Source organism: Pseudomonas sp. MIACH, assembly GCF_001269925.1.
Taxonomy (GTDB): domain Bacteria; phylum Pseudomonadota; class Gammaproteobacteria; order Pseudomonadales; family Pseudomonadaceae; genus Aquipseudomonas.
In genome coordinates, this window is sequence record NZ_LHVO01000052.1 from 47,370 (window position 1) to 65,794 (window position 18,425).

Annotated in this window: 19 protein-coding genes; 13 read left to right on the forward strand and 6 right to left on the reverse strand. The window is 55.6% G+C overall.

The window, feature by feature from the left end:
• Positions 1 to 77: 77 nt before the first annotated feature.
• The 10 genes from antA to AD670_RS19720 all read left to right on the forward strand — a co-directional run bounded on the left by antA (position 78) and on the right by AD670_RS19720 (position 10,161).
• On the forward strand, positions 78 to 1,481 hold the full coding sequence (gene antA / locus AD670_RS19675) for an anthranilate 1,2-dioxygenase large subunit (RefSeq protein WP_053136060.1): 1,404 nt from the start codon (positions 78 to 80) through the stop codon (positions 1,479 to 1,481).
• 3 nt (positions 1,482 to 1,484) lie between these two features.
• Complete coding sequence (gene antB, locus AD670_RS19680; protein ID WP_053136063.1) at positions 1,485 to 1,976, forward strand: anthranilate 1,2-dioxygenase small subunit; 492 nt, start codon at positions 1,485 to 1,487, stop codon at positions 1,974 to 1,976.
• A 16-nt stretch (positions 1,977 to 1,992) separates the two neighbouring features.
• A complete protein-coding gene (gene antC, locus AD670_RS19685) occupies positions 1,993 to 3,015 on the forward strand; it encodes an anthranilate 1,2-dioxygenase electron transfer component AntC (RefSeq protein ID WP_053136067.1) in 1,023 nt (340 codons plus the stop codon).
• 121 nt (positions 3,016 to 3,136) lie between these two features.
• Complete coding sequence (locus AD670_RS19690) at positions 3,137 to 4,081, forward strand: PDR/VanB family oxidoreductase (RefSeq protein ID WP_053136070.1); 945 nt, start codon at positions 3,137 to 3,139, stop codon at positions 4,079 to 4,081.
• Between the two features lie 18 nt (positions 4,082 to 4,099).
• Positions 4,100 to 5,431 carry an aromatic ring-hydroxylating dioxygenase subunit alpha gene (locus tag AD670_RS19695; RefSeq protein WP_053136073.1) on the forward strand — a complete coding sequence of 444 codons (1,332 nt, stop codon included), beginning with the start codon at positions 4,100 to 4,102 and terminating at the stop codon, positions 5,429 to 5,431.
• Positions 5,421 to 5,954, forward strand: a complete 534-nt coding sequence (locus AD670_RS19700; protein WP_053136076.1) for an aromatic-ring-hydroxylating dioxygenase subunit beta — start codon at positions 5,421 to 5,423, stop codon at positions 5,952 to 5,954. The genes AD670_RS19695 and AD670_RS19700 overlap by 11 nt, the downstream gene beginning before the upstream one ends.
• An 11-nt stretch (positions 5,955 to 5,965) precedes the next feature.
• Positions 5,966 to 6,547: an isochorismatase family cysteine hydrolase gene (locus tag AD670_RS19705; RefSeq protein ID WP_256243925.1), complete on the forward strand. Its 582-nt coding sequence runs from the start codon at positions 5,966 to 5,968 to the stop codon at positions 6,545 to 6,547.
• Positions 6,544 to 7,338, forward strand: a complete 795-nt coding sequence (locus AD670_RS19710) for an SDR family oxidoreductase (RefSeq protein ID WP_053136082.1) — start codon at positions 6,544 to 6,546, stop codon at positions 7,336 to 7,338. Before AD670_RS19705 ends, AD670_RS19710 begins: the two co-directional genes overlap by 4 nt.
• Positions 7,339 to 7,360: 22 nt before the next feature.
• Entirely contained in the window at positions 7,361 to 8,596 is a 1,236-nt protein-coding gene (locus tag AD670_RS19715) for a dienelactone hydrolase family protein (protein WP_053136085.1), read from the forward strand.
• A 98-nt stretch (positions 8,597 to 8,694) separates the two neighbouring features.
• A complete protein-coding gene (locus AD670_RS19720) occupies positions 8,695 to 10,161 on the forward strand; it encodes an aldehyde dehydrogenase family protein (protein WP_053136087.1) in 1,467 nt (488 codons plus the stop codon).
• 436 nt (positions 10,162 to 10,597) lie between these two features.
• On the opposite strand, the gene AD670_RS19725 is transcribed toward AD670_RS19720, so the two are convergent.
• From AD670_RS19725 to AD670_RS19740, 4 genes are all read right to left on the reverse strand, one after another.
• Complete coding sequence (locus AD670_RS19725; RefSeq protein ID WP_053136090.1) at positions 10,598 to 12,136, reverse strand: DHA2 family efflux MFS transporter permease subunit; 1,539 nt, start codon at positions 12,134 to 12,136, stop codon at positions 10,598 to 10,600.
• On the reverse strand, positions 12,129 to 13,286 hold the full coding sequence (locus tag AD670_RS19730; protein ID WP_053136094.1) for an HlyD family secretion protein: 1,158 nt from the start codon (positions 13,284 to 13,286) through the stop codon (positions 12,129 to 12,131). Before AD670_RS19730 ends, AD670_RS19725 begins: the two co-directional genes overlap by 8 nt.
• Positions 13,279 to 13,746: a MarR family winged helix-turn-helix transcriptional regulator gene (locus tag AD670_RS19735; RefSeq protein WP_053136097.1), complete on the reverse strand. Its 468-nt coding sequence runs from the start codon at positions 13,744 to 13,746 to the stop codon at positions 13,279 to 13,281. Before AD670_RS19735 ends, AD670_RS19730 begins: the two co-directional genes overlap by 8 nt.
• 155 nt (positions 13,747 to 13,901) lie before the next feature.
• Positions 13,902 to 14,675 carry an SDR family NAD(P)-dependent oxidoreductase gene (locus tag AD670_RS19740; RefSeq protein ID WP_053136102.1) on the reverse strand — a complete coding sequence of 258 codons (774 nt, stop codon included), beginning with the start codon at positions 14,673 to 14,675 and terminating at the stop codon, positions 13,902 to 13,904.
• Between the two features lie 142 nt (positions 14,676 to 14,817).
• Here AD670_RS19740 and AD670_RS31495 point away from each other — a divergent pair, with 142 nt between their 5' ends.
• From AD670_RS31495 to AD670_RS19750, 3 genes are read left to right on the forward strand one after another with little or no spacing between them, the layout of a single operon-like run.
• Positions 14,818 to 14,988, forward strand: a complete 171-nt coding sequence (locus tag AD670_RS31495) for a hypothetical protein (RefSeq protein WP_156338272.1) — start codon at positions 14,818 to 14,820, stop codon at positions 14,986 to 14,988.
• 30 nt (positions 14,989 to 15,018) lie between these two features.
• Positions 15,019 to 15,933 (forward strand): NmrA/HSCARG family protein, encoded by a 915-nt coding sequence (locus AD670_RS19745; RefSeq protein ID WP_053136104.1) that lies wholly within the window; start codon positions 15,019 to 15,021, stop codon positions 15,931 to 15,933.
• Positions 15,934 to 15,981: 48 nt separating this feature from the next.
• Positions 15,982 to 16,782, forward strand: coding sequence for an enoyl-CoA hydratase/isomerase family protein (locus AD670_RS19750; RefSeq protein ID WP_053136108.1), 801 nt, complete (start codon positions 15,982 to 15,984; stop codon positions 16,780 to 16,782).
• Positions 16,783 to 16,849: 67 nt separating this feature from the next.
• Here AD670_RS19750 and AD670_RS19755 read toward each other — a convergent pair whose 3' ends face one another.
• Both AD670_RS19755 and AD670_RS19760 read right to left on the reverse strand, forming a co-directional pair.
• Complete coding sequence (locus tag AD670_RS19755) at positions 16,850 to 17,542, reverse strand: SDR family NAD(P)-dependent oxidoreductase (RefSeq protein WP_053136112.1); 693 nt, start codon at positions 17,540 to 17,542, stop codon at positions 16,850 to 16,852.
• Positions 17,543 to 17,572: 30 nt separating this feature from the next.
• Positions 17,573 to 18,370 carry an enoyl-CoA hydratase/isomerase family protein gene (locus AD670_RS19760; protein WP_053136114.1) on the reverse strand — a complete coding sequence of 266 codons (798 nt, stop codon included), beginning with the start codon at positions 18,368 to 18,370 and terminating at the stop codon, positions 17,573 to 17,575.
• Positions 18,371 to 18,425: the final 55 nt, after the last annotated feature.

Here is an 18,425-nt window from a genome sequence, read left to right on the forward strand (position 1 = left end):
AATAAATCGGATAGACCAATCGACGGCTGCCGCCTCTAATAGGAAGCCTGCATAACCGCACGATTGAGGATCTACCCATGAGCCGTATGCGCGATATTAGCCAGTGGAAAGAATATATCGAGAGTTGCCTGGACTTTCGAAGCGAGGAAGGCATCTATCGCATTGCCCGTGACATGTTCACGGAGCCAGAACTTTTCGATCTGGAAATGGAACTGATTTTCGAAAAAAACTGGATCTATGCCTGCCATGAAAGCGAGATCCTGAACAAACACGACTTCGTCACCATGAACGCAGGCCGTCAGCCGCTTATTATTACGCGTGATGGCGACGGCCAGTTGAACGCTTTAATTAACGCCTGCCAACACCGTGGCGCTACCTTGACTCGGGTCGGCAAAGGCAATCAATCTACTTTTACCTGTCCTTTCCATGCGTGGTGCTATAAGAGCGACGGACGCCTTGTAAAAGTCAAGGCGCCAACTGAATACGGGGAAGACTTCGACAAAGCCACGCGTGGATTGCAGAAAGCCCGTATAGAAAGTTACAAAGGTTTCGTTTTCGTGAGCCTTGACGTGAACGGCACTGACTCACTCGAAGATTACCTGGGCGATGCAAAGGTATTCTTCGACATGATGGTCGCCCAATCACCCACTGGTGAACTGGAAGTACTGCCGGGCAAATCCGCCTATACCTACGATGGTAATTGGAAGCTGCAAAACGAGAATGGCCTTGATGGCTATCACGTCAGCACCGTCCACTATAACTATGTGTCGACCGTGCAACATCGTCAGCAAGTTAACGCTTCCAAGGGACATAACGCCGGCGACTTCCTTGACTACAGCAAGCTGGGCGCCGGGGATGCCGAAACCGACGACGGCTGGTTCGCGTTCAACAACGGCCACAGCGTCTTGTTCAGCGACATGCCGAACCCGGAAGTTCGCCCAGGGTACGCAACCATCATGCCGCGACTGGTGGAAGAATATGGCCAGGACAAAGCTGAGTGGATGATGCATCGCCTGCGCAACCTGAACGTTTATCCGAGCATGTTTTTCCTCGATCAGATCAGCTCACAGTTGCGGATCATCCGCCCGATTGCGTGGAACAAGACCGAAATCAACAGCTTTTGCCTTGGCGTGAAAGGCGAGTCCGATGCCGACCGCGAAAACCGGATCCGCCAGTTCGAAGATTTCTTCAACGTGTCCGGCATGGGTACGCCCGACGACCTCGTCGAGTTTCGTGAAGCCCAGCGTGGTTTTCAGGCGCGCCTGGAACGCTGGAGCGACATCTCCCGTGGCCGCGACAAGTGGACAACCGGGCCGACGAAAAACACCGAAACCATCGGCATTTCGCCCGCGATGATCGGGGCCGAATTTACCCACGAAGGCCTGTACGTGAATCAACACGGCAACTGGCAGAAGTTTCTGCTCAATGGCCTCGCGCTCAAGGCCGCCGATGCCCAAGCGCTGAAACTGAAGGAGGTATAAGCAATGAACGTCGAACTTCAGTATCAAGTAGAACAATTCCTCTACAGGAAAGCAGAACTTTGCGATAACCAGGATTGGGACGGCTACCTCGCACTCTTTAGCGAAGACAGCGTGTTTCACCTGCCCCAATGGGATTCCGAGCACGTCTACACCACCGATCCCAAGCGCGAGATGTCACTGATTTACTATCCCAACAGGGGTGGTCTGGAAGACCGGGTATTTCGAATTCGTACAGGAAAAGCGGCATCTGCGACGCCCCTGCCGCGGACCCTGCATCAAATAAACAATGTTCGGATTCACCCGTTGGAGGGTGGCGATCTTGAAGTGCACGTCAACTGGCAGACCTTGTATTACCGCCAAGCCCTATCTGAGCACTTCTACGGGCGCGCTACCTACACACTTCGACCGCATGGTGATAGCTGGCTGATCTCCAAAAAGCACAGCGTGCTGCTGAATGACAAGATCAATTCAGTGTTGGATTTCTACCATATCTAAGTCCCAGAAAGGTTAAATCATGTACAAGGTTGCGTTGAACTTCGCTGACGGTAAAACACTGTTTTGTCCTGTCCAGCCTAACGAAATTTTGTTAGATGCTGCACTCAAGAGCGGGATCAAAATCCCCTTGGACTGCCGCGAAGGGGTTTGCGCGACCTGCCAAGGCCGTTGTGAGTCCGGAAGTTACACTCAGGATTACGTAGACGAAGAAGCCCTTTCCAAACAGGATTTGGCGGATCGCAAGATTCTGTCGTGCCAAACAAGGGTGTTGTCAGACGCGTCCTTCTATTTCGACTTCGACTCAACACTATGTGGAAGTGCTGGAACTTCGGAGGTGATAACGACTGTCACTGACGTCATTCAGGTGTCTGATAGCACCGCAATATTGAAGGTCGAGTTGGCCTCCGGAAGTGCTCCACTTAATTATCTGCCCGGCCAATATGCGCGCCTGCAAGTGCCGGATACCGGTCACAGTCGCTCCTATTCGTTTGCCTGTGCACCTGGAAGTAGAACGCTTGAATTTCTGGTTCGGCTTCTGCCCAGCGGGGTCATGACCGACTACATGCGCGATCGGTGCAAAGTCGGCGACATCATCAAGATGGAGGCGCCATTGGGGGCCTTCTACCTGCGCCATATCGACCGTCCGGTGTTGATGGTCGCAGGCGGAACCGGACTGTCCGCCTTCCTTGGCATGCTTGACCAGCTGGCAGAGAAAGGTGGGGCCGGGTTCCCGGTTCATCTTTTCTACGGGGTCAGGACAGAGCAGGACCTGTGCGAAATTCCGCGTATCGAGGCGTATAAATCAACGATTCAAGGCTTCGATTTCACACCGGTCCTCAGCAATGCCGCTGACGATTGGCAGGGTAAAAAAGGGTTTATTCCTGAACACCTCGCCCCCTTCGAGCGTTCAGATACCCCCTTTGACCTGTACATGTGCGGGCCTCCGCCAATGGTAGAGTCTGTAAAAAAATGGCATCTGGAAAAACAACTTACCTCTGTGCGGATGTATTTTGAAAAGTTTACGGAAAGTAATACCTGAGACCCTTTAGCCACTGCTGCTCACGCGATGACTATTTAAATAAATTTATTGCCTGAGTAATGAGCTTCACCGGACGCCCAGTTGACTTTTATTGACTGTTAGTTATGCACGCGGGTTCTTTATGTCCAGCTTATCAGTAAAAATAGAAAGTATTGAAGCGCTTACTCCCCGCATCAGGCGGTTGATATTAGTTGCGCAAGACGCTAGCCGGCTCCCCGAATTTACCCCGGGAGCTCATCTCGAATTGCATATCCCGGGTGATAGAAAGCAAAAGCGCGCCTACTCAATCGTGAACTTATCGACCGGTGACCACTATGAAATCGCCGTGCAACTCGATGACAAAAGCACGGGAGGTTCGAAGTGGGTACATACACTTACGGAAGGTCAAATCATTGAGGTAGAACCCCCTTGCAATCACTTTCCACTGGTCGACGAGGCCAAACACATACTGCTGATAGCCGGTGGAATTGGCATTACACCGATGCTGAGCATGGGCCGTGCACTGCTGGCCTCCAAACAGGCATTCACCCTGCATTACTCCGGCCGCGATGCCGCAAACATGGCTTATCTGGACGAAGTCCAGTGTCTGGGCAATAGCCAATGCTGGATAAGCGGCGGTGACGCCAGCAAACGTTTCGCGGCTCCCGCCGTGTTAGCGAACCCCTCTGAAGGCACTCATCTGTATATATGCGGCCCCGTGGAGATGATCACCTCGGTCATCCAAATAGCTCGGGAACTTGGCTGGTCGGAAGATCACATCCATTACGAACTGTTCGCCGGTGCCCTTGAAGAAGAGGGCGACCAGGCGTTTGAAGTAGAACTTCGCGCCAGTGGAGTAACGCTTGCAGTGAACGCAGGCCAGACCCTCTTGGACGTGATGATCGAGGCAGGCCTGGACCCGATGTTCGACTGCCGACGTGGTGATTGCGGTGTATGCGTAACGCAAGTCATTGAGGGTGAACCCGATCACCGTGATATCTGCCTGTCTGATCGCGAGCGCTCCGGCGGCGCCTTCTGCACCTGTGTTTCTCGTGCCAAGACTGCCAAGTTGGTACTTGACCTCTAATAAGTAAAGGAGCGAACAATGATTCCTAGCAATGAACAAATTGCCGATTTGATCCGGCCCGACAGCGTTCATAAAAGCGTGTACACCGACCCTGTTCTCTTTCAGCTCGAAATGGAGCGAATTTATGGGCATGCCTGGATTTATGTGGGCCATGAGAGTCAAGTAAAGAACTCTGGCGACTACCACACGACTCGCATCGGCGACCAGGATGTGGTGATGGTTCGTGCACCTGATGGCAAAGTAAACGTCCATTACAACCGCTGCCCTCACAAAGGGGCAAAGTTGGTCGCGGACGGTGACGGCAATGTCGGCAAGTTCTTCCGCTGCCCCTACCACGCTTGGACATTCAAGTTGGACGGCACTCACCTGTCGGCGCCGCTGAAGAGCGGCTTCGAAGGCACATGCTATGACCCGAAACATCCGGATTTCTCCATGGCCAGCGTGGCCCGGGTCGATAGCTACCGCGGCTTCGTATTCGCCAGCCAGGCGTCCTACGGCGAAGACCTGAAGACGTTCCTTGGCGGCGTCGTCAGCTCCATCGACAACATGTGCGACAGATCTCCGGTGGGTGAGCTTGAAGTAGCGGGCGGTATTTTCCGCGTACAACAACGTTCCAATTGGAAAGTTTTCTATGAAAACCTCCACGACACCATGCACGCACGGGTAACCCACGAGTCATCGGTCGATGCCGCCCGGGAACAGGCCGAAGCCATCGGCGAGATGCCGTTCGAACTGCTGATCATGGATGGCAATGGCGAGCCCTATGACTTCTGGGAAAAGCTGGAACTGCGCGCCTACCACAATGGCCATGGCTACATGGAGGCGATCTTCGATCCGGATGCCGCCGAGAAGGACGAAGTTTCGCGCGCGCACTTTGAATGTTTGAGCGAAGCCTACGGAGCGGACCGCGCCCGTGAAATCATGGGCATGAACCGCCATAACACCGTGATTTACGGCAGCGGATCGCCTCATACCGTCTTCATGCAATTTCGGGTTATCCGCCCGGTTGCTGTCGATAAAACCATGGTGGAGATCCAGACGTTCCGCTGTAAAGGTGCCCCTGATGTGGTGTTCGATCGGGCGCTGACTTACGCCAACGTCATCAACTCCCCCTCTTCCAATGTCATGCCGGACGACGTTGAAGTGTATGCACGCTGCCAGGAGGGCAACATGACCCGAGGCGGCAACTGGATCAGCATGCACCGTTATGTCGGCACCGACACCCTTCTTGAAGACGGTGCAGTCTCTACCAATGGCACCAGCGAACTGCCCATGCGTAATCAGTTTGCAGCCTGGAAAAAGTTCATGACCGGAACAATTATCGCCAAGGAGAGCAATAATGTTGCTTGACCGCGCTTTCAACGTAAATACATCCGACCTCAAGCCTGCAAATGCCGAAGAAGCCACCCTTCGCTCGGTCGAGCAATTTCTGTTTAAGGAAGCTCGCCTGCTGGATACGTGGAAGTTCTGGGAGTGGGACAAACTCTTTACCGACGATGGCATGTATTGGGTGCCGCAAAAGCACAACCAGGTAAATCCTTTCGAGCACATTTCGCTGTTCTGGGAAAACCGCATGCTGCGCGAGACGCGCATTCGCCGTGTGGAAAATGCGCGTAACTGGTCACAGCAACCACAAACTCAAACAGCTCACCTGGTTGGGAATGTGTGCATCGAAGGTCTGGACGAGGACGATTGCCTGGTGGTCAGCGCGGTGTTCCAGGCCACGGAATGGCGCCTGGATCAACGTCAGCTCGCCGGGCGTTACACCTACAAACTTGCCGGCAATAAAGTGGAGGGCTGGAAGATCAAGCTCAAGCGTGTGGACCTGGTCAATTGCAATGATGTGTTTGCCAACCTGGAGGTATTTGTCTGATGGAGCGGCCCGTGGTTATCGCGCTCCACTATCAGAATGATGTCCTGCATCCGGAAGGACGTATCAAGGTAGGCATGGACGAAGATGGGGCCGTTCGCGCGAATCTGATTGCCTCTGCGACGGCATTACTTCGTGGCGCGCGATTAAACGGCTGGCCCATCCTCCATGCGCGTGTCGCGTATCGAGGTGATTACTCCGACTTGATTGCCAACGCGCCCATCTTGAAGAACGTAAAGAAGATAGGTGCCGTGATTGACGGCACGTGGGGCGCCGAATTCCTCGACGCGTTGAGCCCCCATGAAAACGGCAGGGAATTCATCATTACCCACAAGCGGATCAATGCCTTTTACGGGACGCATGGGGAAGCACTTCTAAACATGCTTAACGCGAGGACGCTGATCATTGCCGGAGTGGCAACTCATTCGGTAGTGGAAAGTACCGTAAGGCACGCCGTGGACTGCGGTTATCACGTAGTCGTCCCCGCAGACGCCTGCTCGGCCGCAGACCCGGCGGCACATCACGCGTCACTTAAAAGCATGAGCCTGATCGCTGAAGTGTCCAGCGTTGATCAATTGTTCAAGGTGCAATCATGAGCCTGGAAGGAAAAGTTGCAATCATCACCGGCAGCACTCAGGGGCTGGGGCTGGATATTGCCAAAGTCATGATCGCCCAAGGTGCGCAAGTCATGCTGGTCGGGCGTAACGCCAGCGCGGGAAGCGCCCTATGCGACGAGCTGGGGCCATGCGCGTCCTACACAGAGTGCGATGTGGAAAACGATGAAGATATTGATAGGTGTATCGAGAACACCCTCAATCAATTCGGAAAAATCGACATCCTGGTGAACAACGCGTGTATCTACACCGACCAGGGCATCGAATCTTCCCGGGAAGATTGGCACAAAAGCCTGAACGTCAACGTCATCTCCGCCGCCATCTTCGTGCAAAAAGTATCGCCCCAGCTAAAGCCTGGCAGCACGATAGTGAACATCACCAGCACGGGCGGGAAATTCGGTGCAGCAGGCCGTGCACTCTACCCCGCGTCTAAAGCCGCGATGCTTCAATTGACCAAGAATTTCGCCGTGAGCCTGGCCCCCAAGGGCACTCGCGTGCTGAGCGTCTCACCGGCGTGGACCTGGTCGCCGGCCGTAGCCAACCTAACAAATAATGATATTGCGCTCGCTGACCGCGTCGGCGCTGACTTCCACCCTCTAGGGCGTATCGGACGAGGTGAGGAAGTGGGGAATGTGGTCGCTTTTCTCTGCACATCCGGCGCGTCCTGGATGACCGGCGTGGATATACCTGTTGATGGCGGTTTTTCCATCCTGGGTCCAGACAGAGGCATATCACCTCGCGTGTGGTTCCAGCGTCATTCCGATTCTGAATAGTTTGATCGAGAGGAACATAAAAATGGGCGAATTCATCGGTATCCAGACTCTGGACAAAGCACAAACGTTTCGCGGTTATCTTGCCGTACCCGCCAGCGGAACAGGACCAGGGCTGGTTCTCGGACAGGAAATTTTTGGCGTCAACGCAAACATGCGTGCCGTTGCAGACCTCTACGCTGAAGAGGGATACGTGGTACTGGTGCCCGACCTATTCTGGAGAATGGAGCGGAACGTCGACCTCGGCTACACGGAACAGGATTTTGCAAAAGCGATTGATTTCTTCCAGCGCCTGGATTTGGATCTGGCTGTTGATGATATTTCTGCAAGTTTTGCCAAGCTCAAAACCCTGGACCAGGTCGAAGGCGATGACTTTGGTTTCGTCGGCTTCTGCATGGGCGGCAAACTGGCGTATCTCACGGCCACACGTACTAAGGCTGCCTGCTCGGTAGGTTTCTATGGCATGGGCATCGAAAACTATCTCGACGAAGTGGATAACATCCGGGGTCGTCTGGTTCTTCATTTTGCCGAAAACGACGCTTACTGCGACGCCCAGGCCCGCGAAAAAATCAGCTCAGCGTTAAAGGGCAACAAGGGTTCGCAGATCTATGTCTATCCGAATGTCGACCACGCTTTTGCACGTGCAGGCAGTGACCACTTCGACAAACCCGCCGCCCTCATGGCGCATGAGCGAACCATTGCAGCGTTGAAGAGGGAGATTGGTCCAAACTTCAACCTTTCGGATTTGTGGGACGAACATGTAAAGCATGAGTTTGATACGCGGGACGTTCCTGCAACCATGGCCACCATGGTTTCGGAGCCCTACGTCAACCATATCCCGACGATGACCGGCGGAGTTGGCAGCAAACAGCTAAGCCGTTTTTATCAGCACCACTTTGTCCACGGAAACCCGCCGGACATGAAACTGATCCCCCTGTCCCGGACGGTGGGTGCACTGCAGATCGTCGACGAATTCATCATGTGTTTTACCCACACGACGGAGATCGATTGGATGCTCCCGAACGTGGCGCCTACCGGCAAGTACGTCGAAATCCCTATGCTGGGGGTCGTCCGCTTCAGGGGCGACAAGCTCTACCACGAGCATATCTACTGGGATCAGGCGAGCCTGCTGGTCCAGGTCGGTCTGCTTGACCCGACAGGCTTGCCTGTCGCAGGCGTGATCACTGCGCAGAAGCTACTGGATGAGGCACTGCCTTCGAATACGTTGATGGATAACTGGAAGAATAGCGAAACCTTGTAATGCGCCGCTGGACAGTCCTGCGAATAGAGACGCGCGGCCCACGTCCAGCTCGATACTTCAACAATAATTTTCTGCGCGTGACCCATAGGTGTGCTGCAATGACCGACTTAGCCATAAAAGACCTTAAAATCTACCACCCTTATATCAACGGAAAATCCTGGCAGAGCGACGACCAGCCGGAGCAGGTGGTGATCAACCCCTACACCCAAAAAGCCATTGCACGCGTGAAGCTTGCAACGGCAGCAGACATCGATAACGCGATCGCGTTAGCCTTCGAGGCGCAAAAGGCCTGGGGGAAAACCCTGGCCAAGGAGCGCGAGGCCATTCTCTGCCGTGCAGCGGACATCATCGAACGCCGTCGCGCCGACATTGCGAAGATCCTCATCGAGGAAGGTGGCAATGTGTTCGGCAAAGCCATGTTCGAATGCGACTACATGGTCAGCACCTTCCGCATCGCGGCAGGCCAGGCACGGGATATCCGTGGCGAAACCATGCCTGCCGACGGTGCAGGCCGTATCTCGATGTCCATCAGGCAGCCGCTGGGTGTCATCGCGGGCGTTGGTCCTTTTAACGCACCGCTGCTGTTGAACGGGAAAAAGCTCGCCCCTGCCCTGGCGGCCGGGAACGCATTCCTCCTCAAGCCGGCGCCACAAACCCCGCTGATTGGTTTGCTCTTCGCTGAGATTCTGGAAGAGGCTGGCGTTCCACCCGGCGTGTTCAACGTTCTGCCCACCACCAACGAAGCACTCGGTGACAAGTTCTTTTCAGACAAACGCGTGAAAATGGTGACCTTCACCGGGTCAGCGAAAGTCGGTCGGTATCTATCCGAGCTGGCTGGCAAGTTTCAGAAGCGAATCGTCCTGGAACTAGGCGGCAAGAGCCCCATCGTCATTCTTAATGATGCGAAGCTGGACTACGCCGTAAGCGCCGCTGCTTTCGGCATCTTCTTTAACCAGGGCCAAGTGTGCATGGCCAATTCACGGATCATTGTTGAAGAAGGCATCTACGAGGCGTTTTGCACAGCGTTCGTTGAAAAAGTTCGCTCCATTCGCTGCGGGGACCCCGTAGATCCCTCAACGATCGTGGGCCCATTGATCAGTGCCACACAGTGCGAATTCATCCGTGGCCAGATCGACGATGCCGTCGCAAAAGGTGCACGTCTGCTAACGGGTGGCGAGTACCAGGGGAACCTGTTCCAACCCGCCGTCCTGACCGACGTCACGCCCTCCATGAATGTCTATGACGAAGAGAGCTTCGGACCGCTGGTGTCTATCTACAAGGCTAGTGACTTCGAGCAGGCCATTGAGCTGGCAAACGATACGTCCTACGGCCTTTCTTCGGGAGTCGTGACAAACGATCTTCAGAAGGCATTTGACTTCGCTTTGCGTATCGAAGCAGGTTCGGTACATATCAATGACAATTCTTTTGACGACGACCCCAATGCGCCTTTCGGAGGTTTCAAGGATAGCGGTCACGGCAAGGAGAATGGTCGCTACTCCATTCACGATATGACTGAACTCAAGTGGGTGACCTTACAACTGGGTGAGCGCGCTTTCCCTATCTGATGACCCATACTAATGGCCTCGCCCTCGCAGATCGGGGCCATTGTATGTTGATGCTGACCCCAGATTGACCCAATTGCCGACGCAAGAATGCTCCATCTCCAAAATGGCAACAATCGATCAAAGCCAATGATTCACAACGATTCAGACTGGGTCAGTGAAATCTCGGCAACTGGGTCAACTCGGCTTCGGCGCCAACAGTATGGTCTTGGAAGTTATTCACTGCTTCTTGGATGCCTAGATGGAGTGAAGTCGCTCCCGCTGTATCGCCTCTATGAGCTCAATGCACCTGGTCTTGGAATTGCATCAACCTAATCTGCGAGCATCATCAATTCGCGGGCATTGCCCTAAAACCTCTGAGTGATCACTCAGAGGACTGCTTTCGGCAGATTCTGTTGAAACAGTCGGCTTGCCCAAATCGAACGAACGCTGACTCTAATTACTCCATGATCACCGTAGGTTCTGCACTCGACTGAATTTTCGGCGTTTTGATAATCAGCAGCAGCGGCATGACTGCCAGTGACAACACCATCAGCAATTTGAAGTCATCCACGTAAGCGATCCAGCTGGATTGCACCGTGACCATTGCGTCCAATGTTGCGCGTCCGGAAGCGACCATTGGGTCCAGAAAGTGCTTGATCGGCCAGGCCTCGAAGGCGCGGTTGAATGGCGTGACGTAGGCACTTATTTCTGCGTGGTTGGCCTGGATGCTCTGCGTGAGCAGCATGGTCACGATGGAGATCCCGACGCTGGAGCCGACGTTTCGTGACAGGCTGTAAAGCCCGGTGCCTTCTGCGCGCAAGGAGGCGGGCAGTGTCGCGAAGGCCACCGTGGTCAATGGTACAAACAGCATGCCCAGGCTGGTGCCTTGAATGAAGCCGACCACGATGATGGTTTGTATCGACACATCAGGCGTCCAGCCAGTCATCAGCCACATCGACAGCGCTGACAAACCCAGCCCCGTCAGCAGTAACAGGCGGGTATCGACTTTGCCCTGCAGTTGGCCGGCAAGGAACATGGTCAGCATTGTGCCCAACCCGCGTGGGCCCATCACCATGCCGGCGGTCAGCACCGGATAGCCCATCAGGGTTTGCAGGTAAGGGGTCATCAGCGCCAGCGAGGCCAGGTAAGTAATGCCGACGATAAAAATGAAGATGACGCTGATCGAAAAGTTACGATCCTTGAACAGCTTCGGGCTGATAAAGGGCGCGTCGCTTGTGAAGGTATGGACCAGAAACACATAGGTGGCGACAGCGGCCACCACCGCTTCGATCAGGATTTCATCGGAAGAAAACCAGCCCAGTTGCTCACCTCGATCCAGAAACAGTTGCAGGGCCATGATGGCCACGCTCAAGGAACCAAAGCCGAGCCAGTCCAGTCGTGACGAGGTGTCGGTCGACGTTTCGCTGACGTAGTAGGCGATCCCGGCCAGCGCCAGTAAACCAATGGGCAAGTTGATGAAAAACACCCACCGCCAACTGAAATTCTCCGTCAGCCAGCCGCCGAGCATCGGGCCCAGTACCGGGCCGACCATGACCGACATACCAAACAGCGCCATGGCTGAGCCGCGCTCTTTGAGGCTGTAGATGTCCAGCAGAATGCCTTGGGACAATGGTACTAACGCCGCGCCCGCCAGCCCCTGCAGCAGGCGGGCCAGGATGATTTCCTCCAGCGACTGCGCCAGGCCGCAAAGGATCGACGAGACGACGAAGCCGACAATCGCCCACAGCAACACGCGTTTGCGACCGAAGCGCCTGGCCAGGAAGGCTGAGGGCGGCGTCATGACGGCAGCGGCGACGATGTAGGAGGTCAGCACCCAGTTGATCTGGTCCGAGCTGGCCGAAATGCTGCCTTGCATGTAGGGCAGAGCGACATTCGCAATGGTGGTATCGAGCGCTTGCATGATCACGGCCAGCACGACGCAAGCGGTGATCATCCCGCGATGGGCCACCGGTTGCGTGGTTGCCGGATTACTCATGGGCGGAGGCTTCACTCGCCAACAGCCCCGAGAACAGGTGCGGAAGGCCACGTACCGAGCCTGTGTCGATCTCTGCTTGCACACTCATGCCAGTGCGCAGCGACGGTTTGTTCGCGGCATCATCGATGCTGATGCGCACGGGAATCCGTTGCACGACCTTGACCCAGTTGCCCGTGGTGTTTTGTGCAGGCAGCAACGAGAAGCTTGAACCCGACGCCGGGCTGATGCTTACGACAGTGCCGTGCCACCGGACGTCGGGGTAACTGTCGACGCTGATATTGACGGGCTGACCGGGCTTCATGTGGGTCAGTTCGGTTTCCTTGGGTGACGCTGCCACCCACAGGTGATCGGCCGACACCAGGCTGATGCCCGATTGTGGAGGTTGCAGATAGGAGCCGACTTGCAGCGAATCAACGTTGGTCACGACACCGTCGAACGACGCCCTGACGACTGAGTTGTCCAGGTTGCGCTGCGCTTCGTCGACGGCAGCCTGTGCCTGTAGAAACGTGGATTGTTGTTCGATGGGTGTCTCGATATGCCCGCCCAATTGCGCCAGCACCATTTGCGCCGTGGCCTTGGCAACGGCGATTTTTTGCCGGGTGCTGTCCAGCGCATGCTTGGCATCGTCGAAGTTGGTTTTGGACACCGCAGAAACGCTGAGCAAGGCTTGCTGGCGCTGGAAACTGGTCTGGTAGTACGCGAGGTCGATTTGCGCCTGATCGATTTCAGCCAGTGCCTGGTTATAGTTGGCCTTGAGCGTGAGGATCTGATTACGCACGTTATCCCGTTGCGCCTTGGCGCTCGCCAGCGCAATCTGAAACGGCTCGGGTTTCAGGGTGAACAGGACTTGACCTTCGACGACCCGCTGATTGTCTTTGACGACCACCGAGGCGACCAGACCCGAGACATCCGTGGAGACGCCGACATGATCAGCCTGTATGTAGGCGTTGTCGGTGGAAATGATTTGCCCGCCCGTGACATACAGGTAAGCACCGACCAGCAGGGCGATGGGTAACAGGGCAAAGAGTGCTGTACGCACCATCTGCCGCTTTGGACGGACGAGGGATGTATTGCTCTGGCCACCCTCAAGTTGTGAGCTCGCGGGCATCACAGGCGTTTGCGCCGGTGACTCCAGGTGTTGATCAGTCATGGCTTCGCGTCTCATCGTCGTCGATGGGAAGACTGCAGGCTTCGATAAGGTTGGACCTCATCCGCTTGAGCATCTGCAGCAGCAGTTGTTCTTCTTCTTCAGAAAAACCGGCCGTGGCCTCCAGGCGCGTCGACCGGCCCATGTCACGCATGAGTTCCAGAAGCGGGTGTGCCTGCTTGGTCAAAAAAAGCAGGGACAGGCGTCGATCCTTAGGATGACTGCGTCGTTCAAGCAGCCCACGCTCCGCCATTTTGTCCAGCAGGCGCACAAGGGTGATCGATTCCAACTCCAGTAAATCCGCGAGGCCTTTTTGATGGATGCCCTCGTTCTTCGACAACATGGCCAGTACTTGCCACTGCGAGCGGGTCAGGCCGACATGCCGCGCGCGTTGCTCAAAGCGTTTGCGCATCAACCGTGCGCTGTCATGCAGGGCAAAGCCAAGTGTCAATGTGTCAGTCATGTCGAAGTCTGCGGCTAAGGAGTTACCTTATCATAGGTTAGCTTGTGATTAGCTTGCTAACTAAATATGTGAAATGTTCGACACCAGCAGAAAAAAGACGCCCCGTTGAGGTTTTGCGGTCAGGTTGGTGCGCGCCAGAACGAAGCTCCAGAGTTCTAACGAAAGGAGACGGTGTGACCCCCGTCCACTGCGATGGTCTGGCCATTGATGTAACCACCCGATGGCGAGGCCAGCATCACGGCAAGTCCGGCAATTTCGTCAGCCTCACCAAAGCGCTTGGAGGGATTGCGCCCGTTGTACCACTCGACCATGGCAGGATCCTCCCACTGGGAACGCGCCATCTCGGTCTTGAAAGTACCGGGTGCGATGCAGTTGGACGTCACACCCCGGCTGGCAAATTCATTGGCCATGTTGCGCACTAGCTGCATGTCCGCAGCCTTGGTCAGCCCGTAGGTACCACTGACCGGATCACCCAGCAGGCCGACGATTGAGGCCACGACGATAAAACGTCCATAACCCCGCTCCAGCATGGCCGGCAGAGTCATCTGTGTCAGCCAGATGCTGCTCTGCACATTGACCTGCATGAATTTGTTGAAGGTTTCGTCCTGTAGATCCAGGACCGAGCCGCCCCAGGGATGGATGGCGGCATTGGCCATCACGATGTCGATCCTGCCCCAGGTTGCAAGGGTGGTATCCACCAGATTTTGCAGCTCATCCTTGCGACCAATATTGCAGGGTACGGCGATGGCCTCGCCCCCGGCGTCGCGAATCGATTGAGCCGCCTTTTCACAGGCGTCCGCTTTACGGCCAGAAATCACCACCTTGGCGCCATGCTCTGCCATGCCTTTGGCACTGGCGAATCCAAGGCCGCGGCTTGAGCCGGTAATGACAGCAACCTTGCCGTGGAGATCGAACAGACTGGAGGTCATCTTATTTTTATCCTCTGAATTTATTCGCACAGCGAATGTTGAATCTGCCATGCGAATGAATGTAGGTTACCTGAACATCGTTTACAATAGCGAACTCCATTCAGGATAACAACGAGATGGACTCATCCTCGGCATTGGCGTCATGCACCCTCAATTCAACGCCGTGGCGGTACCCATTCGCACCCAGGACACCGGGGAAATATACGGTTTGTCTGCTTCTGGTCTGACCTTGGATTGGCCGCGTAAAAAGCTGCTGGCTATTGGCTCCGAACTGGTTGAACTGGCGAAAAAACTGTCTCTCGTTTCCAACTGATCCCCTCTGCATCGACCCAGGAGTATTGAAATGAACCACCGTAATTCACCGATCCTCGTCACTGGCGGTACAGGTGCCCAAGGCGGGGCAACCGCACGGGCGCTGCTGGCGGCGGGATATCCCGTGAGGGTTTTGACGCGCTCTCCTGACTCTCCTGCTGCGCAGGCGCTGGTCAAACAAGGGGCAACGGTTGTGGCGGGCGACATGGACGATCCCGTGTCTTTGGCCAATGCGCTGCAAGGTATTTATGGGGTATTTTCGGTCCAGATCCCGGACAGTTCCAACACAGACAGCGAGCGTAAACAGGGCTTCGCGCTGGTGGAGGCCGCCCACCAGGCCGGCGTTCAACACTTCGTGCATACCTCGGTGTGCGAGGCCGGTAAACACACAAGTTTTGCACGCTGGGACAGTGGCTATTGGTGGCAGAAATACTGGACCGATAAGTGGGATATTGAGGAGCACGTTCGCCACGCCGGACTCCCATGCTGGACGGTGCTCAAGCCGGCCTTCATGCTAGACAACTTCACCCTGCCCAAAGCCCGGTACATGTTTCCACACCTGGTGGACGGCAAAATCATCACCGCCTTCGATCCTCAGACCCGTATGCAATTGACCACGGCCGATGACGTCGGCGCCTTTGCACGAACAGCGTTTGAATACCCTGAACGGTACAACGGCAAGAGCATCGATCTGGCCAATGAGGCGTTGTCAATGGATGAGGTTGCAGCACTGCTGAGCCGTGTGCTGCACAGAAACATCATCAGTGAGTCGGTCTCCCCCGACGAGGCTATCGCGGCAGGCTTATTTCCAGGTTGGGTGCGTTCGCAGGAGTGGACAAACGAAGTGGGTTATCGCGCTGACATTAACGCGCTGGCTGCCTACGAAGTGCCACTTACACCGCTGGAGCAGTGGGTAAAAAACCATACCCGTGAGTTTCCGGGCTGATTGTAGAGACGCCTGTCGGTGCACGCCCAAACGCTCAAGGAGCCATATATGCCTAATCTTTATGACTTGCCGCCAGAAATCCAGGTGACTGCCGAAGGCGGCCTGCGCCTGATCACTCTTAATCGGCCCGACGACCTCAATGCATCATCTACCGATATGTTATTCGCCTATCCAAAACTGTTTCGCGCCCTGGCCGAAGACAGTGAAGCACGTGTTGCCATCCTGACCGGTGCCGGCCGTGCCTTCAGCGCCGGTGGCGACTTTCAGCACTTCGTCAAGACGCTGGAAGATTCCGACTTTGCTCGGTCGGTGCAGGAAAATGCCCGGCGCACCATTCTCAGTTTCATTGATCTGCCCATTCCGATTATCGCCGCAGTGAATGGCCCGGCCGTGGGGTGGGGCGCGACCATGGCCACCCTGTGCGACATCGTGCTGATGTCGGAAAAATCGTTCATGGCCGAGCCGCACATCAATATCGGCTTGGTCGTGGGCGACGGCATTTCGGTGGCCTGGCCGCTTTACACCAGCCTATTAAGAGCCAAGGAATTGATCTTCACGGGAGATCGCATCACCCCACAGCAAGCCATGGAGTACGGGCTGGCCAACCGCGTAGTCGCGCCGGAAAAACTCATGGAAGAAGCCCGCACATTGGCCGAAAAGCTGCTCAAACAACCCAGCCAGGCACTGCGTGAAACCAAAAAAATCATGAACAGCTACCTGCATCGTAGCGCTGCCCAAGTGCTTGACACCACCTTGGGGCGGCAGTTGGCGGCCACCTTGAGTGAAGAACACCACAGCCTCGCGACGGCATTCATTACCCAGCAAAGACGTACACAGAAGAAGCTTTGATCACTTCTAGACCAACCAACTGGCTTTCTGCTGGGGATCGCCAACGGCCTGATTTCTCGTCTTAAAATCAGACCCTGCCGTTGACCGCGATCGACGCGCCAGTGATTGCCGACGCTGCGTCAGACGCCAAAAACAGAATCACCTGGGCGATCTGTGAAGGTTGGACCCATCGCGTGAAGTCAGCATCTGCCATGTCTGTTCTGTTCTGCGGCGTATCGATAATCGACGGCAAGATCGCGTTGACGGTGACCCCATGATCCTTCAGCTCTTCAGCCACCGCCTCGGTCAGTCGCACCACCCCGGCCTTGGACGCGGCATAGGCACCCATGCCCAAGGCTGCCTTGCTGGCAGCACCGGCTGCAATGTTGACGATGCGCCCTGCCCCGCTTGCCTTCAGATGGGCGAGTGAGGCTTTGCAGGCCGTCGCGGCAGTACGCAGGTTCATCTGGTACAGCAGATCCCAGGTCGCCAGATCGCCGTCCTCCAGCGTTTCCCAGCGAAACCCGCCCGCGACGTTAATCAGCGCATCCACACTGCCAAAATGCGCCTGGACCTTGGCCAAGGCACTGTTTGCCGCGGCCAGGTCCGTCAGGTCCACATCGCCCAGCAACAACTGCCCACTGAACTCGGCGTTGATCGCTGGCAGAGCCTGCGCCGCCCGATCTACCAGCGCCACCTGCCAGCCTGCCTGTGCAAATGATCGGCCTACTGCAACACCCAGGCTGCCGAAGCCGCCCGTAATCACCGCGGTCTTACTCATATCAGATGCCCTTTTTCAATACAGTGAGTGTCAGCGACCCTTGAATACCGGTTTACGTTTTTCCCGGAACGCATTGACTGCTTCCTGATGGTCTTCGGTCTGGTTGGACAAGGCCTCGTAGGCGAACGAGGCATCGATCACCGAGCTGACGATCTGCTTGAGGCTGATGTTGACCGCAAGCTTGGTCCACTGGATGGCTTTCGAGGCGCCCTGGGCCAGCTTGAGCGCCATCGCCTGGACGGTTTCGTCAAGCTCTTCGGCCGCGACAGCATGGTTGATCAAGCCGATACGGGCAGCCTCTTCGCCGGTCAATGCCTCGCCCGTCAGTAGATACTCCTTGGCCTTCGCATAACCGATCAGTTGCGGCCAGATGGCCGCGCCGCCATCACCGGCGACAAAACCCACGCTGACATGAGGATCGCCGATTTTGGCGGTTAACGTGGCGTAGGTCAGGTCACAGAAGAGTGCCAGGGTGGCGCCCAGGCCTATGGCATGACCGTTGATTTTGGCAATGATCGGTTTAGGACAATCAAGCATCGAAAAGAGCAGTTGCTTGCCACGGCGCATGCCGTCGATAAATCGCTGGGGCTCATCGATGACCAGTTGCATTTCTTCAAGGTCGCCGCCCGCGCTGAAAGCACGGCCGGCACCGGTCAGGATCACCACGCGGGTCTGCTCGTCGTATCCGACTTCGGTGAACACTCTGCCCAATTCCTCATCCATGCCCGCATCCACGGCATTGAGTGAGTCAGGACGGTTGAAGGTGATCGTCAAAATACCGTTCTCATCGCGTTCCAGCTTGAGCGCTTTATAACTTGAAAAATCCATTCGGGTATCCTTTTGGAAGTAGGTTGACGTCCTGGACGTCTATCGCCTTAAGGTG

Excerpts from the sequence above, each read along its gene's own strand:
- antA (WP_053136060.1), top strand. The coding sequence starts at position 78 with ATGAGCCGTATGCGCGATATTAGCCAGTGGAAAGAATATATCGAGAGT.
- antB (WP_053136063.1), top strand. The coding sequence starts at position 1,485 with ATGAACGTCGAACTTCAGTATCAAGTAGAACAATTCCTCTACAGGAAA.
- AD670_RS19690 (WP_053136070.1), top strand. The coding sequence starts at position 3,137 with ATGTCCAGCTTATCAGTAAAAATAGAAAGTATTGAAGCGCTTACTCCC.
- AD670_RS19695 (WP_053136073.1), top strand. The coding sequence starts at position 4,100 with ATGATTCCTAGCAATGAACAAATTGCCGATTTGATCCGGCCCGACAGC.
- AD670_RS19700 (WP_053136076.1), top strand. The coding sequence starts at position 5,421 with ATGTTGCTTGACCGCGCTTTCAACGTAAATACATCCGACCTCAAGCCT.
- AD670_RS19710 (WP_053136082.1), top strand. The coding sequence starts at position 6,544 with ATGAGCCTGGAAGGAAAAGTTGCAATCATCACCGGCAGCACTCAGGGG.
- AD670_RS19715 (WP_053136085.1), top strand. The coding sequence starts at position 7,361 with ATGGGCGAATTCATCGGTATCCAGACTCTGGACAAAGCACAAACGTTT.
- AD670_RS19720 (WP_053136087.1), top strand. The coding sequence starts at position 8,695 with ATGACCGACTTAGCCATAAAAGACCTTAAAATCTACCACCCTTATATC.
- AD670_RS19725 (WP_053136090.1), bottom strand. The coding sequence starts at position 12,136 with ATGAGTAATCCGGCAACCACGCAACCGGTGGCCCATCGCGGGATGATC.
- AD670_RS19730 (WP_053136094.1), bottom strand. The coding sequence starts at position 13,286 with ATGACTGATCAACACCTGGAGTCACCGGCGCAAACGCCTGTGATGCCC.
- AD670_RS19735 (WP_053136097.1), bottom strand. The coding sequence starts at position 13,746 with ATGACTGACACATTGACACTTGGCTTTGCCCTGCATGACAGCGCACGG.
- AD670_RS19740 (WP_053136102.1), bottom strand. The coding sequence starts at position 14,675 with ATGACCTCCAGTCTGTTCGATCTCCACGGCAAGGTTGCTGTCATTACC.
- AD670_RS31495 (WP_156338272.1), top strand. The coding sequence starts at position 14,818 with ATGCACCCTCAATTCAACGCCGTGGCGGTACCCATTCGCACCCAGGAC.
- AD670_RS19745 (WP_053136104.1), top strand. The coding sequence starts at position 15,019 with ATGAACCACCGTAATTCACCGATCCTCGTCACTGGCGGTACAGGTGCC.
- AD670_RS19750 (WP_053136108.1), top strand. The coding sequence starts at position 15,982 with ATGCCTAATCTTTATGACTTGCCGCCAGAAATCCAGGTGACTGCCGAA.
- AD670_RS19755 (WP_053136112.1), bottom strand. The coding sequence starts at position 17,542 with ATGAGTAAGACCGCGGTGATTACGGGCGGCTTCGGCAGCCTGGGTGTT.
- AD670_RS19760 (WP_053136114.1), bottom strand. The coding sequence starts at position 18,370 with ATGGATTTTTCAAGTTATAAAGCGCTCAAGCTGGAACGCGATGAGAAC.